Origin of the sequence: Sphingobium mellinum, assembly GCF_037860795.1 — a bacterium.
GTDB lineage: Bacteria > Pseudomonadota > Alphaproteobacteria > Sphingomonadales > Sphingomonadaceae > Sphingobium > Sphingobium mellinum.
The window spans coordinates 24,236-39,490 of sequence record NZ_JBANRK010000023.1; the positions used below are offsets into that span (position 1 = coordinate 24,236).

Genomic DNA, 15,255 nt, shown 5'->3' on the forward strand with positions numbered 1-15,255 from the left:
CCACGGCGAGACCCCATGGGGTCAGTTCGGAAGCGAGTGTGGACGCATAGCTCAGTTGGTAGAGCAGCTGACTCTTAATCAGCGGGTCCTAGGTTCGAGCCCTAGTGCGTCCACCACTTTCTCCCATAAGTTCAATAACTTACTAGACCTGAAATTTGGGTTGGGATGATCCGTCTTCGGGCTAGGTAGCAGCCTAGGTAGCACGGCCAGCGGCCGCATATTTTTCGGCTGCGGCTAGGCGGAAGAATCGTGGCCTCGAAATGACCCACTGTCTGGCATCGCGGGGGCAGGAAGAGCTGCATCGGCTCGAACTGAGATCTTGGCATCTAGGGGCGACTTGGTTCGCCGATCTATGGCTGAAATTTGAGACGCAGAGCTTCGGCATGCGCCCTTCCCGCAGGGGGCACGGTCGGCACAGCAAAGCGATCCAGCCAGTCAGCCCAAATCGTCCCAGCGAATCGGACACGCGCGCTGCGCACCGCAATTGAGAAGCTCTCGATTTCCGCGCGGTGCTCTGAACAAGCAGAGGCAGGCACACGTGTTGGTTCGGCGTAGGCTTGGCCTCTCGATGAACCAGCCAAACCCATTCGCCGCCACCAAGGCGGCGCTGCATCGATCACATCAGAGGAATGATGGCTGTCTCGGAGCGACGGGTCTGCCGTGTGCTCGGGCTGCAACGATCGACGCAGCGCAAGATGCCTGGCGGGGCTGACGACGAGGCGGCCTTGACCGAGGACATCATCGCTTTGGCCAGACATTAAGGCCATTACGGCTATCGCCGAGTCATGGCTCTACTGCGTGATGCCGGCTGGCATGTGAACCGCAAGCGGGTCGAGCGCATCTGGGGACGCGATGGGCTCAATCTGACCGATGAGTTCTCCGACAACCTCGCCGCGTACCTTGAGCCATTCGACGGCAACATCGAGCTGGTCAGCATCGACAACCCTCCCCTGAATTCGTCCAGGCCGCCTAGGCTGCCGGCACGCCGATGCTGTTGACCATCCGCCAATAGGCGTCACTCAATCGGGAAAGCGACGATCCAGGCAAATCGGGGCCAATTGCGTCCTTAAGGATCGGCACCAGCCCGTCGCCGAAGCGGGTAATCCAACCCCGCTCGACTTCCGCGGGTAAGCGGACCGCGGGTGACGCACCGGTAAAGGTTGCCACGGTTGCGTCGAACAGCGCGCCGGCAACCTTGTTATGCTCCTCGGTCGGGGTGCCATGGTTAGGGCGAGCGATATAGCCGGCCATGGCCTGGACGATGATGCCACGCTTATCGTTCAGCACCGCGCTTGTGGCGCTGATTTCTTTTTCGGTAGTCATAGTTGATCCTCGGCATGCACCGTGGTCCGCAGGCGCATATGGCCCGCGCAAAAACCTACGGGTGCAATATGGAAGCAGTTTAGCCAGCTAGGGCTATTCGTACCTCGGTGTGGGATCGCGTTCTCTCGCGAACTAGCACATCGAGGGGTGCAGTCGCGTCATCAGGCTGCCGGAATAATGTTCAGCCCGCATCGAGATTTGGAGCCAGTTCATGGTATCGAGATATGGACGTTTGGCCAAAATGCAACCGGTGGCGACCCGGCATCGCGATCAAGCCCAGTAATCCGGCCGCCCCTCTTCCATTCCAATTCGATGGTGGCGGGCTCCAACGTGTGCGGAGATGCCCGATCTTTCGGCACCCATCATCGCGGGGTTCTAGGCTTGATCGATTGGGATCATCAAAACATCCCGGTGAGGATCGCGGATCACATCCTCCGTGACGCTACCGATCAACAGCCGTTCCCAGCCTTTTCGCTGGTTCGTACCCATGACGATCAAATGAGAATCCTCGCTCCGTGCGCTCTCCAAAATGCTCCGGGCAGGCGTACCGTTCACGCCCACCACCCGTTGGCCCCTCGCGGGCAAGCCCAGTTCGCGCACGAGGTCGTATAGTTTGTCGACCGCCAGGCTATGCTCGCCTGCAACATAGTCGTCCGCCGCACCGGTACTGTCCGGCCATCGCCTCAACGTGCCCTCGAACGGAGCCTCGAAGGCATGCATGACGATTACGTCGGTATGCTCGAATATACCCATGTCCAGCGCGGCGCGCCCGGCCGACTTGGAGGCTTCGTCGAAATCAAGCGCGAGGAGCGTCCTTTCATAGGATGTGGACGGAGTCTGGATCGCCACGAGCAGCGGATACCGAGTTCGGCGCACGACGCGCTCGACCGTCGTGCCCACAAAGACGTCCGTGAGACGGCTGCGATGCGGACCCAAAACGATAAGGTCAGGACTCGCTGCCTCCGCGGCCTCAAGAATGCCGGAGTGGACATCGTTCACCGCAACCAGCGATTCCGCCCTGATCCCGTCATTCGTGTGCAAGGTTCGCACCGTTTCATCGAGGAGGGCCGAGGCCGCCGAGCGGTCGGAGGCGATCAGGCGCTCCGGTTGGTCAATGTCGACGACATGAATCAGCGTCAGCGCCGCATCGACTTGCTTCGCGATCAATGTGGCGCGCCGCAAGGCGCGGTCGGAGCGGGTGGAAAAATCGGTTGCGACGAGAATGCGGTCCATCGGGTTCACCTTCCGAAGACTGAATGAGCTCTTGAGGGTTCAGTTCCCCCCAGGCTCCATTACTTGGGCTGCCCAGGGCTTTCCCGACGAAGCGCCTTGGAACCGCCTACCGAACGCGCGGCTTGCCAGCAGGGCAGCCTATCATGAACCACCAGCGGAGGCGACCGTGCCCCCAGGCGTTCGCGTCCGTCCCGAGATGCATGGAGCGGCTTCCGGGTCGCGTTTGACGATTATTGTGCTTGGGGCGGGACTTTCGGGTTGCCTTCGATCCGGTCACGATAGAGCGCAGCGCGGCCGAGAAGCATGAAGGAGACCGGCGCAGTCAGCGTGATGAAGACCACAATCAGGATTTCGTGCACGGACGGGCGATAGCGCAACACCGAGAAGCAGACGATCGAAGCGAGGCAGATGAGCAGTGTTCCAAAACTCGTGCCGAGCGTCGGCGCATGCACCCGCTCGTAAAAGGTCCTGAGCCGGAGCAGGCCGATCGATCCGATCAGGGTCATTGCCGCGCCGCTGAAAATCAAGAAGGCGACGATGATCGCCGCCCAAAGCGGGAGGTCTGGGGCCTGTATCATTCTATAACCTCTCCGCGCATGAGGAACTTTGCCAGCGCGACCGTGCCGACAAACCCGAGCAACGCGATGATCAGGGCGGCTTCGAAATAGACGGTCCGCCCCGTCTGCACCCCGAACGTCAGCAACAGCAGCATCGCGTTCACATAGAAGGTGTCGAGCGCCAGCACCCGATCCTGCGCGCGCGGGCCCGTAAGAATGCGGTAGGCCGTGCAGAGCATGGCCAGACCCAGCAGAATCTGCGCTGCGGTGATCGCCAGCGCGAGCATGAGCGTGATCATTGGTCGAAGATCTCCAGCAGCAGTGCCTCGTAACGACCCTTGATGAGCCCAATCCACGCCTCCCGGTCGACGAGGTCGAGCACATGGACGAGCAGGGTTTCCTTGGTTCGATCGAAGTGGATCCACATCGTTCCGGGGGTCGCCGTGATGATCAGCGCCAGCACCGCGAGCCCGTGGGGATCGCGCAGATCCAGCGGCAGACTGACGAAATCGGAAATGCGGTTACGCGGAGGAAGCAGAATGATCTTGGCGACGGCGATGTTCGATCGCACGATGTCGATGATGACGATGCAGACGAGCCGCATCACCGGCCGCAGCGATCTGACCTTGACCGTTTCGGGCCGCAGCGCCGTCATCGCCCAAGTGGCGAGAAGCGCGACTGCGGCGCCCAAAACGAGCTGTCCTATTGAGGACGACTGCGTCAGCAAGACCCACATGAGCAAAAGACTGGCCGCCAGCAGCGGGTATGGGATCCATCGTCTCATGGCTGGCTCTCGCGGTGAGCCATGCTCTCCGCGGGCAGCACGGCATGGATATATTCGTCGCGGTCCTGCAGGGATCTGCCCGTTCGTTCCATATAGCGCATCGCCGGTCCGGCAAAAATCATCAGGCCGAGACAGATGAGGAGAAGGAGGCCCACCGGGATCGCTTCCCAAAGCCGCAGGACGGGCTGCGGACGATCCGAGGGCGTCCAGATGAGATCGATCCCTGCGCGGCTCGTCGCGACGAGCGTCGCCAGCCCCGAGATGATCAGCAGCGCGACCAGCGCCCAGACGGCGGCCGAAATGTCCTGTCCCAGCCCCATCACGCCGTGCATGATCGCGAACTTGGCAACGAAGCCGGATAGCGGCGGCATGCCGGCGAGCAGCAATGCGCAGAACAGGAATCCGCCGCCGAGAATCGCGATGGTCACCGGAATGACGACCCCGACTTCGCTCTCGTCCTCCTCGAGGGCATCGGTGTCTTCGTCCTCGAACACCGGTTCGACGACGGCGCGCACTCCCGGATCGGTGTCCCTGCGCTCGATCAGTTCGAGCAAGAGGTAGAAGGCGCTGAGCCCCAGGGTCGAGCTGACCAGATAAAAAAGCGCACCGGCCAACACCGCGCCCTGCCCCACCCCAAGCGAAGCCAGCAACGTCCCCGACGATACGATCACCGAATAGCCCGCCAGGCGCGAAAGCGTGCGTGCCGCCAGCAGTCCGATCGTGCCGAAGGCCATGGTGGCAACGCCGCCGTAGAGCAGCCATTCCTCGCCGAAGTTGGCCGTCCAGCCGACTTTCCCGCCAAAAAGTAGGAGGTAGACGCGCATCAAGGCATAGATGCCGACCTTGCTGAGAATCGCGAACAACGCGGCGACGGGCGGGACCGCCGCCGCGTAGGTCGCCGGCAACCAGAAGCCGAGCGGCCACATGCCGGCCTTGACGAGAAACGCGACGCTGAGGACCGCGATCCCGCTTTGCAGCAAAGCCAGGTCGGCCCCCCGAACCAGGGGAATGCGCAGAGCGAGATCGGCCATATTGAGTGTGCCGGTAACGCCATAAATCATGCCCGCGCCGATGAGGAACAGCAGCGAGGTCAAGATGTTGATCGAGACGTAGTGGAGCCCGGCCTTCACCCGTGCCGGGCCCGAGCCGTGCAGCAGCAGCCCGTAGGAGGCGGCGAGCAACACCTCGAAGAAGACGAACAGGTTGAAGATGTCGCCGGTCAGGAAGGCGCCGTTCAAACCCATGAGCTGGAGCAGGAAGAGCGCGTGGAAGCGCGGGCCGGCGCGTTCCCATCGGCTCAGCGAATAGACCAACGAGGTGACCGCCAGGATACTCGTTACCAGCAGCATCAGAGCCGAGAGCCAGTCGACCACCAGGACGATGCCGAAGGGCGCCGGCCAGTCGCCGAGGTGGTAGGCACTCGCCGCGGGCCCGCCGTCGAACCCTGCAGATACCACTCGTTGGAACAGGATCAGCGCGACCGCGAGAAGCGCCAGCACCGTAAGCAGGCTGACGAAACTCTTGGCCTTGCGCTGCCGTTCGTCGAACAGCAGCATCAGCGCGCTGGCAGCGAGTGGCAGCAGAACGGGCGCGACGATTAGATGGTCTACGAAGGCGAGCTTCATTCGCCATCTTCCCCGTCGACATGATCCGTGCCCGTAAGACCACGCGCGGCAAGCAGCACCACGAGCATCAACGCCGTCATCGCGAAGGAGATCACGATTGCCGTCAGCACCAGCGCCTGGGGAACGGGATCCGACAGGCTGGCCGCCCCGGCCGCCTGTTCCGCCCCGGTGAGAGCTGGCGCATCGACCCGCAGGCGGCCCATCGCATAGATGAACAGGTTGACGGCGTATGAAACGAGTGAAAGGCCGATGATCACCTGGAATGTTCGCGGCCGCAGAATGAGCCACACGCCCGAAGCGGTGAGCACGCCGATGGCTATGGCAAGAACAGCTTCCATCAGAGCTCTCTGGCCTCAGGTTCGGCAGCGCTGCGGGGTCTGGTCAGCGGCGTGCGGATCGACTGGTGCGCCAGCACCGTCAGAATCAGCGCGGTGGCCCCGATAACCACGAGAAACACACCGACGTCGAACAGCAGCGCGCTGGCAAGGGGGACCTTTCCGATGACCGGAATGTCGGCATAGCCGAACGCGGATGTGAGGAAGGGATAGCCAAACAGCCAGGCGCCAGCGCCCGTCGCCACCGCGATCAGGAGGCCCAAGCCTACCCAACTCATTGGCCGCACCCGCAACCGCGCTTCCACGCCGCGGGTGCCGATGGCCATGTATTGCAGGAGCAGCGCGATGGTCATCGTCACGCCGGCGGCAAAGCCGCCGCCCGGCAAGTCGTGCCCGCGGATCAGCAAATAGACGGCAAAGACGAGGATTACCGGAGACAGCCACTGCATAATGATCCGGGGAATGACGAGATAGTCGGCGCGGGTATCGCCAACCTCTCGCCCTTCGGAGCGATCGTCGAATGCGTTCTGAACCCGCTGCTGCTCGGGCGCGCGGACGCTTTCAGCCGCCGGGCGGAAGCGCCGCAGAAGAGAGAACACGGTCAGTCCAACGATCGCCAGCACAGTGATCTCGCCCAGCGTGTCGAATGCGCGGAAATCGACGAGGATGACATTGACGACGTTCTTGCCCCCGCCGCCGGGATAAGCGTTCTCGAGGAAGAAGCCAGCGATGTTGTTCGGCAGCGGCCGGGTCATGACCGCGTAGGAAAGGAGAGCGATCCCCGCGCCGGCAGCGATCGCGATGCTCAGGTCGATGCCCCTTCGCAGCCGATAGGGAGACAAGCGGCGCGTGCGGGGCAACATCTCCGGGTGCCTCTGCGGCAGCCATCTGAGGCCGAGGAGCAGGAGCACCGTCGTCACGCCCTCGACAAGCAGCTGGGTGAGGGCCAGGTCAGGCGCCGAGAGCCAGACGAAGCTGACGCAGCTCGCGAGGCCGGCTCCCGCCATCAGAATCAACGCGGCATAGCGGTGGAATTTGGCCTGCCACGCGGCTCCGATCGCGCAAAGGCAGCCGACAAGCCAGATCAATGCAAAGCCTGGGTCCACCAGCACGCCGGGTCGATCGCCAGGCTCGTATCCGTACCGCAGGAACGGCAGAAGCCCGGCGAGGCAGGCGATGATTACCAACAGTCTGAGTTGCGGTTGGAGCTTGCCGGTCCCTGTCAACGCAAGCAGCCTTCGTGCACCGGATACGATCAGCGCCAGGACGACCTCGAAGCTCCGGCGTCCCTTCAGCCGCCCCATCAAGGGAACTGCGGCAAAGGCGTTCAAGCGGTCGCGAAAGATGGAGTAGCCGACGCCCCCGATGATCAAAGCCGCGACGCTGAGGGCCAGCGGCCGAGTGAATCCATGCCAGATGGCAAGGCTGTAGCGGGGCGTCGCGTCTCCCAGAACCGATTCCACGGCCATATGGAGAAACGGACCAATCGTGACTGACGGCATTATCCCCACGACAAGGCACGCCAGCACCAGGACCTCGACCGGAAGGCGCATCCAAAATGGCGCTTCGTGAGGTTCGCGCGGCAGACCTGTTGGCGCCGGACCGAAAAAGCCCTGGTGGATGAAGCGGACCGAGTACAAGACGCTCAGCGCCAGCGCCGCGGTCGCGATGAACGGCAGGGCCACGTCGATGATCGTGCCGCGATGATTTTCCAGCGCTTCCGCCAGGAACATCTCCTTCGACAGAAATCCGTTCAGCAAGGGCACGCCAGCCATGGCCGCCGCCGCCACCATAGCGAGCGTCGCGGTGAACGGCATGAAGCGATAGAGGCCGCTCAGCCGCCTGAGGTCTCGCGTGCCGGTTTCATGGTCGACGATGCCCACTGCCATGAACAGAGATGCCTTGAACGTCGCATGATTGAGCGTGTGGAAGATTGCCGCGACGGCTGCCAGCGGACTGCCGAGGCCGAGCAGCAGTGTGATCAGGCCGAGGTGACTGATTGTCGAGTAAGCCAGCAGGCCTTTGAGATCCTGCTGAAAGATCGCCGCCCACGCGCCGACGAGCAGCGTGGCGAGGCCGGTCGTGGTGACGATCAGATACCAGGCGTCGGTGCCGGCGAGAACCGGCCAGAGACGGATGAGGACGAAAATGCCCGCTTTCACCATCGTCGCCGAGTGCAGGTACGCCGAAACCGGCGTGGGCGCGGCCATCGCGTGCGGCAGCCAGAAGTGGAACGGGAACTGAGCACTCTTGGTGAAGGCGCCGATCAGAATGAGGATCAGCGCAGGAAGATACAGCGCGCTTCCCTTGATGCGGTCCGCCGCGGCAAGGACCGCATCGAGATCATAGCTTCCGACGATCCTGCCGATCAGCAATACGCCGACCAGCAGGCACATCCCGCCGGTCGCCGTGACGAGCAGCGCCATCCGCGCCCCGCTGCGTGCGCTCTCATTGTGATGCCAGTAACCGATGAGCAGGAACGAGAACAGACTGGTCAATTCCCAGAAGAACACGAGCTGGATCAGATTGCCAGACATGACCAGGCCCAACATCGAGCCCATGAATGCGAGCAAGAAAGAGAAAAAGCGCGGGACGGGATCCTCGGCCGCCATGTAATAGCGCGCATAGAGGACGACCAGAAAGCCGATCGCGAGCACGAGAAACGCGAAGACCCAGGTCAGTCCGTCGAGCCGGATCAGGAGGTCGAGGCCAAACGCCGGCAGCCATTCCAGCTCGCCGCGAATTGCGTCTCCACCGGCCACCGCCGGATAGAGCATGGCCAGGCTGCCGACGCACAGCAATGCGATGGCCCCCGCCAGCAAAGCGGCCGCATTGCGCGAGGTCGTCGGTAGGAGGGCGGCCACGAGGCTGCCGGCGAACGGAAGGAGAAGGATTGTCCACAAAAGTTGGGCGGCCCCGGAAGCGATGCCAATTCTCCTTGTTTGATGGGACGCGGTTCGAATGTGCTACTGTAGGAGCGCGAGCGCCCTCCGCAACCCTAGCGGCCGCCAACCCCTGCCCCTCGGGCACCTAGGGCACCTAGGGCACCTAGGGCACCTAGGGCATGCAACCCGGTCGGGCCTGATGCGTTCCACCAAGGTGTCGGATGCTTGATCGTTTCGTCGGTGCGGGCGAGAGCCCAGGGGAAAAGACCTAACCCGCCGTCCGCATCAGCACTGAAGAAATCGCGGTCAGCATTTCCGCTGGCGCGTACGGCTTAGCGACTAAAATACTTTGCGGAACGCCGTACACGGGCCAATCCGGGGCGCTGTCTCCCGTTGCGTACACCACGGGCATATCTGGCCGCAGCTCGCGGGCGTGACGCGATACCTCCCATCCGTCAGGGCCTGCACCGAGCCTTACATCTGTAATTATGCCGTCTATCTCGGGATGCCGGCTTTCCAGAACGGAAATGGCATCCGCTCCGCTCGTCACCGCTACGACGGTGTATCCCCCCGCTTCAAGCGCCTCTTGGATCCCCAGCAAGATAAGAGGCTCGTCTTCCACCAGCAGCAACATCATTGCGTCCAACACGAAATTACACCCCTCCCTGTGACACCCGCCGCTCCCAGTCTGCGCCGACTGCTTCCTCAAGCGGAGCGCGACTTGAATCTATATCGTGGTACGATATAAATGCAAAGCTCCGCGAGCGGGAGGACCCATGCGGGGGCGGTTTGGCTGGCGGTATCCGTCCGCAGTTTCTGCGGCTTGGCGCCCTGCCCCTACCTGCCGGCACGGGCGCCGCGGCAGCGCCCGACCTCCGGCCACCGCAAACGCCGACTATCGCGCGATGTCGGAGATTTTCGTGGCGGCTCCTTCAAAATACGGGGTGCGGATGAAATGCCTGGCGGCGATCGGGGCGATGATCAAACGGGCGCCAATGCCAGGTGACTCCCGTGCATTGCGTGTGCCGGCTATTGGCGTAAGGTCGAACCGATCTAGGATCGAGCTTGATGGAAGGTGCCTTTTTTCTGGCGGGCGGCGGACGAGCTGCGGACGCAATATACGGCTTTGACTGGGCCGCGACGCCCCTCGGCCCGATCAGCGGCTGGCCGCAGGTGCTCAAGACAGTGCTCGGCTTGATGCTGTCTTCAAGCTTTCCCAAAGCCATTGCCTGGGGTCCGACTTACATCACCTTTCACAACGATGCGTTCGAGTCGATCCTTGGCGACAAGCCTGACGCGATCGGCCGGCCGTTCGACAAAGTGTGGGCAGAGGCCTGGCCGGCTCTTGAACCAATTGTCGATCGCGCCTTTGCGGGCGAACCAACCTTTATTGAAAATTTCCCGCTGACGATAAACCGCCATGGCTATCCAGAAGAAGCCTTTTTCACCTTCTGCTACAGCGCGATACGCGATGAGCGAGGTGAAGTGGCCGGGATGATGGACACCGTCGTCGAGACGACTGAAACGATTCTCGCGCAACGCAAGCTCGCCATGATCAATGGCGAGTTGGCGCACCGGATGCGCAACCTCCTGACGATGGCAACGGCCATTGCGAATATGTCTTTGCGAGACGCTTCGAGCCTGGAAGCGGGACGCGTGGAGGTGACCGGACGGCTGATCGCCCTGGGTCAGGCTCAGGAACTTCTCATGGCTGATGCGAAGGTCGAGGCGAATGTTCCGGACCTGGTTGCATCCGCGCTGGCGCCGCATGCTGGTTTCAAAGACCAGATTCGGACTAGAGGTCCGACCTGCCAGCTGAAGGCGAAGGAGAGCCTCGCATTGTCGCTGGCATTGAACGAGCTTCTCACCAATTCCATCAAATACGGAGCCTTGTCGGACGGCGGCGAGGTTCAGCTCGAATGGGTCGAGAGGGCGGCCGAGGAATTTCGGTTCACATGGCATGAGACCGGCGGGCCGCCGCCCGACAAATCCGATCGTGTGGGTTTCGGCACGACGCTGTTGATGCAATTCGTCCCTGCGAGTTTTCAGGGCGAGGCACGACGAGAGCTAGGCGAGGGACGACTCAAATACGAACTCGTCGCGCCACGGCGCGCCAGTGATGAACCGTAGTTCGTGGCTTGGCCTTTTGCTCACTCCGCATTCGGCTCCCTCGGCCGCACCCGGGTAGGCTATTGGCGGAAAAGTTGAATCGAGCGAGTGTCTGACATGATCACGGCCAAGCATATCCCGTGGGAGCCGATCGCGACACTACCGGAAGACCGGAAAGATGGCCGCCGCCTGCTGCTTTGGGAAATTGACCTTCCGGCGATCGGACGCTGGGACAGCGACCGCCAGGGCTGGGAAGAGCCCGAAAGCATGCGCATCCTGGAAGAAGTCACCTATTGGTCCGACATCACTCCGCCGGAGCTCGAATGAGCTCCGATCGAGGCAATCGAGTGAGTATGTCCAGTAACCGTTGGCGGAGTGCATTCCGACAGCTTTGAGCGGGCCGTCGGCTCCGGTTGCCGGCGCACGCTCGCGCGGATGTTAAAGAGGCCGCCACTCCGCCAAATGGCGGAACCAATCGAAGATGTGCATTAGTCCTAGATCGCAATATCCGTACAAATCGAAGCACGGACATATATAAGTCCATATTCATGTAATAATATCTGTAATGCACAAGATAAATACTACAATGCTTGGGAGGCGTACTTTTCTCGGGTACTATCGCTGAGGAAATTAAGGCGCCGCCTTCCCGTGGCGCTCCTTTCTAGCATGTTTGACATTTTAGCCCTGAACGCCTATCTTGGCCTTGTTATGATGGCTGAAAACGAACATTCTGAAGTCCATCCAGGCAGCAGCACCGCACGCCTGCGCCCCCTAGGTGGTGGGCGGTAGACAAGCCCCCCTAGGGAGTTTTCCATTTTCCGATCAGCGCCGTGATGGGGCATAAGTGCTGACCCTAGCACGCTTGCGGCGCTCGCCTTTCAAGGCCTGTGCAGTGTGGCGTGAAATGGAGGTTATCCGTGTCGATTCACTTCGTCGTGGAGTCCGGTAGAACGGCTCCTGGCGTTGCGGTCCGCGTTCCCAGCGGATTTCGCTTGCTCGATCCTGATCCTGGATTCCGTCATTCGAGTGACCAGGAGCTTTTCTGCGAGGGCGCTCCCGAGCAGCACGCGGTTGCCGGAACACGCAGTCGGTCGGTCTCGCGCCGAAACCGACCTGTCAGGAGCCCAGGCGCCGCGCGGGACGAACGCTTTGGCTCGATGACCACGTAGGCCGGTATCCTCCGCCACGATCTTCCTCCTCGCCCTGAGCATATCAGCCGAGCAGTCGGCCGGCGTGCATGGCGACCATTTCTGCAAAGAACGACGAAATGCGCAAGAAACGACCAGATCCCATTAAGAGCGTCCAACGACGGTTGGAGGTAGAAGCGAGGCTTGCGGAGTACCCGGAACTAACGTCCGACAAAGTCATCGATCTTATCTACTGGTTCAAGCGCGAAGCCACGGCGATGGAAGTTGCCAGCGTAGCTAGCAATCCCGACATCCAGGATAGCTACCGCCAATTTCGTGACAGACATCTCGACAAGCTCTCGACGGGAGAAATATTTTTAGCGACAGGGCTTGGGAGGATACTGATCGTCGTTGTGGCGATAGTTATTGCGGTTCCATGAAATAGAACTGACGCCTATAGTTTATCCCGACTTTGAAAGCGAGTTAGGACCTATTGTCGGCAAGCTTCACAACAGGAAGTTTCACCCGTGGATAGATCATGAACATAATATTCGTTCTCGTGGTCTTCGCGATCTACAGCTTTGTATTCGCTCTGACCAGGCGTCCGTGGATACCTTGGGCGCTCTGCACGTTCACATTCGCTTCCACGGCGGCAGCACTCGTTTTCTACACCGACATAACGAGCCCACGTCAAGAAAAAACGGACGGGATCGGCTCGGAACTCAACAAAGGAATCACAAAATGACGAGCAATTCAAATCTGCTCGAGATCGTGCTGGAAACATCTTGCAATCAAGCTGAAGAAATACTTGGCGATCCAGCGGTCGAGGAGCTGATTATCGAACGAAAAATATCGGATCTGCAGATATCGCCGCTTCTGGACAAGCAGCTGACTGCCGCGGCTCTCAGGCTTGCGCGCGACTTGTGTCTCTCAGGAGGGATCAAGCGCAGCCTGCTCAATCGTTTCCGCGCACCGCCTCCGGGCGTTGCTGTCGAGGCACAGCGGCGCGCGATCCAGCGCGAGGTGAGAAACAAAGGCCTGCCGATGGAACTCGCCGGCGATTATGCCGATATTCTCGAGCGGCGCTTCACTGTGCCTTCGGATGAACTCCCCGAAATGCTTTGGGGTTATGCCGCCCTCTACGACGATCTCTGGAGCGATCCCCGAATCGGTGCAGGCACGCCCACAAGGAGGATCATGCTCGCGATGGCTACCGTTCTGCGCGCCCGGAGCGCTCAGCTTGTTGCCACGAGGACCACACCGAATGCCTTGCCGAAATACAGGCCACAGGAAGCCTGATCCATCGGTGTCGGCTCGCGGATCGACCGCGGCCGATCGCGACGATGTCGAGGGCGGGAAATCGCCAGCCTGACAAGCAGCCAGGCGACCAAACCCAGCAGGAGTTCGACCATGGACGATAATGACCAGCGCCCCTCCCCATCAGAGGGGGCAGATACGTCTAAAAAGGATGAGAAGCGAGGAACGGTGCTTCCCTTCGCCGCTCCAGCACAGCGGCGCCACAAAAAAGGGGATGCCGGCAGCCGGCCAGCTCCTCCCGACCCTCCAAGCGCGGCATGAGCGTGCAAATCAGCGAAGGAAACGCGAATTGACCAACCTTCCAACGAACCAATGCTCCTTGACGGAAGCGTTAATCCAAACTGCGGCTGAACGCGCCACAGAGATCCTGTCGGCACCCGCCTCCGCGGCGCGATTGCGCCAGCTAGGGTCCGACGGATTGAGCAAGATTCAGCGTCTTGAACGGTCCCCGCTCGCCGAGGATCAGTTTGTGGCCGTCGGTCTGCGCCTCGCCGGCTCGCGAGCCATGCGGGGCGATATCGCACGCCTTCTCGGCACGTATCTCGAGACTCCTTCCTCGTCCTTGGAGGTCGAAGCTCAGCGGCGATCGATCTGGAAAATGAACCGGGTTGATCAGCTGCCGCTTGAACAGGCCGAGATTGCGACGAAACGAATAGAACAAGGCGTACTTTGCAGGCACGAGGACGTAGCGGATGTTCTGTCAGATTGGGCAGCGCTCTACGCCGATCTATGGTGCGACCCGCGGCTCGGCGCGGATGCAACGGCGCGGCGGACAATGTTGACTATGGTCTCGCTGCTGCACGAGCGCAGCGTCTCTGCTCGGTCGTCAATGGCGGATGATCCAGGGAGGCAGGAATGAGACAGTCAGGACGGACCGACAGCGACGCCCCGGCTCAACTCGGCTGCTGGGGGCAAGCAGCAGTCGTCGCCTTGTTCCTGGCTATCTTCCTGCTCGCAACGCTTTAGCGGTCGCGCCGCAACAACGTCCAAAGGTTGGATCAACACTATCTTTCGGTCTGCCCGCACAAGCCTTTGGCTTGCTGCCGTTCGGAGTGACGGCCCGACCCGTGCAATGCGAAAGCGGCGGCCATCAAGGCTGCTTCATCCGGGCGCTCGGCCACGACCGTCCTTACGTTCGCGAGATTCTGGAACGCCCCCGCGGCTACCTCCGAGATACAGCAGACATGACCCGACCAATCGAGCGCATTTCGTCGGAGCCAGGCAGCGACGTGCCTGCCGGCCCGAGGCGAATGGACGAGAATGGTCCCGACGTCAGGCAATGCGGAAGCGACCCGGTCGAGGGCCGCGAGGCTCGCTTCCGCAATGTCGTAGACACAGATTCGGCGGGCCCTGTAGCCATCCGATCGTAGCAGGGCGGCAAGGTCACCCGCCGGATGCACCGCGCTTAAGTGGAGAATGTCGGCGCCCTTGGCAATTCGAGAGCATATTAGTCTGCGCAAATCATGAACATCGCCCGAGGCAGAGGTAACGCGTCGATATCCGCGCAAGCGCGCGAAGCGAGCGCTGTGGTCGCCGACGGCGAATACCGGCAATCTCGACAGGGAGGGCCGGAAGCGATGGAGGCGAACGCCGTTCAGGCTGGTGAACACCAGCGCATCGGGAACGGCGATGGCTGTCGGCGTTTGAAGCGGCAGCACTCGAAGCACGGGTTCGATCAGCGAATCGATCCCGGCACTTTTGAGATGCTGAACTGTAAGTCGGTTGAAGGGGGCGGTTCGCGTTACCCAAATCCTTGGCATGTCAAACGTGGCCCCCATCCACCCGGGGCCGATCACCGTCGATCATTGCTTCACTCTCCGGAGAATCGGCGAGCTTGCGGATCATCGAATGGCCAACTTCGACGCGATGAACGGCTGACGCACCGTAAGCGGGGTCTGACGGCCGCCTTGCGCCGCTCCCGATCGCCGGGATGATTGCCGCTCTTTGAGCGGAGTGGCGG

Annotated in this window: 15 protein-coding genes, 1 tRNA gene and 1 pseudogene; 7 read left to right on the plus strand and 10 right to left on the minus strand. The window is 61.4% G+C overall.

Going from position 1 to position 15,255, the window contains the following annotated elements:
• The first annotated feature begins 40 nt into the window (after nt 1-40).
• Nucleotides 41-116: transfer RNA gene (locus AAC640_RS16495), tRNA-Lys, on the plus strand.
• A gap of 471 nt (nt 117-587) precedes the next feature.
• Nucleotides 588-866: pseudogene (locus tag AAC640_RS16500) on the plus strand (IS3 family transposase); the annotation flags it as partial.
• A gap of 103 nt (nt 867-969) precedes the next feature.
• Here the strand turns inward: AAC640_RS16500 and AAC640_RS16505 are convergent.
• From AAC640_RS16505 to AAC640_RS16545, 9 genes are all read right to left on the minus strand, one after another.
• Nucleotides 970-1,323: a hypothetical protein gene (locus AAC640_RS16505; protein WP_340268238.1), complete on the minus strand. Its 354-nt coding sequence runs from the start codon at nt 1,321-1,323 to the stop codon at nt 970-972.
• A gap of 375 nt (nt 1,324-1,698) precedes the next feature.
• Nucleotides 1,699-2,556, minus strand: coding sequence for a universal stress protein (locus AAC640_RS16510; protein ID WP_340268240.1), 858 nt, complete (start codon nt 2,554-2,556; stop codon nt 1,699-1,701).
• Nucleotides 2,557-2,786: 230 nt separating this feature from the next.
• Nucleotides 2,787-3,134, minus strand: coding sequence for a monovalent cation/H(+) antiporter subunit G (mnhG, locus tag AAC640_RS16515; RefSeq protein ID WP_340268242.1), 348 nt, complete (start codon nt 3,132-3,134; stop codon nt 2,787-2,789).
• Complete coding sequence (locus AAC640_RS16520) at nt 3,131-3,412, minus strand: K+/H+ antiporter subunit F (RefSeq protein ID WP_340268244.1); 282 nt, start codon at nt 3,410-3,412, stop codon at nt 3,131-3,133. Before AAC640_RS16520 ends, mnhG begins: the two co-directional genes overlap by 4 nt.
• Entirely contained in the window at nt 3,409-3,897 is a 489-nt protein-coding gene (locus tag AAC640_RS16525; RefSeq protein WP_340268246.1) for a Na+/H+ antiporter subunit E, read from the minus strand. The genes AAC640_RS16520 and AAC640_RS16525 overlap by 4 nt, the downstream gene beginning before the upstream one ends.
• Nucleotides 3,894-5,522: a monovalent cation/H+ antiporter subunit D gene (locus AAC640_RS16530; protein ID WP_340268248.1), complete on the minus strand. Its 1,629-nt coding sequence runs from the start codon at nt 5,520-5,522 to the stop codon at nt 3,894-3,896. The genes AAC640_RS16525 and AAC640_RS16530 overlap by 4 nt, the downstream gene beginning before the upstream one ends.
• Entirely contained in the window at nt 5,519-5,860 is a 342-nt protein-coding gene (locus AAC640_RS16535) for a Na+/H+ antiporter subunit C (RefSeq protein WP_340268250.1), read from the minus strand. Before AAC640_RS16535 ends, AAC640_RS16530 begins: the two co-directional genes overlap by 4 nt.
• Nucleotides 5,860-8,760 carry a monovalent cation/H+ antiporter subunit A gene (locus tag AAC640_RS16540; protein WP_340268252.1) on the minus strand — a complete coding sequence of 967 codons (2,901 nt, stop codon included), beginning with the start codon at nt 8,758-8,760 and terminating at the stop codon, nt 5,860-5,862. Before AAC640_RS16540 ends, AAC640_RS16535 begins: the two co-directional genes overlap by 1 nt.
• 250 nt (nt 8,761-9,010) lie before the next feature.
• Entirely contained in the window at nt 9,011-9,376 is a 366-nt protein-coding gene (locus AAC640_RS16545) for a response regulator (RefSeq protein WP_340268254.1), read from the minus strand.
• 434 nt (nt 9,377-9,810) lie between these two features.
• Here AAC640_RS16545 and AAC640_RS16550 point away from each other — a divergent pair, with 434 nt between their 5' ends.
• The 5 genes from AAC640_RS16550 to AAC640_RS16570 all read left to right on the plus strand — a co-directional run bounded on the left by AAC640_RS16550 (nt 9,811) and on the right by AAC640_RS16570 (nt 14,154).
• Entirely contained in the window at nt 9,811-10,872 is a 1,062-nt protein-coding gene (locus tag AAC640_RS16550; protein WP_340268256.1) for a sensor histidine kinase, read from the plus strand.
• Between the two features lie 96 nt (nt 10,873-10,968).
• Nucleotides 10,969-11,178 (plus strand): hypothetical protein, encoded by a 210-nt coding sequence (locus AAC640_RS16555; RefSeq protein ID WP_340268258.1) that lies wholly within the window; start codon nt 10,969-10,971, stop codon nt 11,176-11,178.
• A 910-nt stretch (nt 11,179-12,088) separates the two neighbouring features.
• Nucleotides 12,089-12,418: a hypothetical protein gene (locus AAC640_RS16560; RefSeq protein ID WP_340268260.1), complete on the plus strand. Its 330-nt coding sequence runs from the start codon at nt 12,089-12,091 to the stop codon at nt 12,416-12,418.
• A gap of 301 nt (nt 12,419-12,719) precedes the next feature.
• The gene (locus tag AAC640_RS16565; RefSeq protein WP_340268262.1) at nt 12,720-13,277 is read left to right on the plus strand and encodes a hypothetical protein; all 558 of its coding nucleotides are present in this window, start codon (nt 12,720-12,722) and stop codon (nt 13,275-13,277) included.
• A gap of 307 nt (nt 13,278-13,584) precedes the next feature.
• Nucleotides 13,585-14,154 carry a hypothetical protein gene (locus tag AAC640_RS16570; protein WP_340268264.1) on the plus strand — a complete coding sequence of 190 codons (570 nt, stop codon included), beginning with the start codon at nt 13,585-13,587 and terminating at the stop codon, nt 14,152-14,154.
• 145 nt (nt 14,155-14,299) lie between these two features.
• Here AAC640_RS16570 and AAC640_RS16575 read toward each other — a convergent pair whose 3' ends face one another.
• Nucleotides 14,300-15,091, minus strand: a complete 792-nt coding sequence (locus tag AAC640_RS16575; protein WP_340268266.1) for a uroporphyrinogen-III synthase — start codon at nt 15,089-15,091, stop codon at nt 14,300-14,302.
• Nucleotides 15,092-15,255 lie beyond the last annotated feature (164 nt).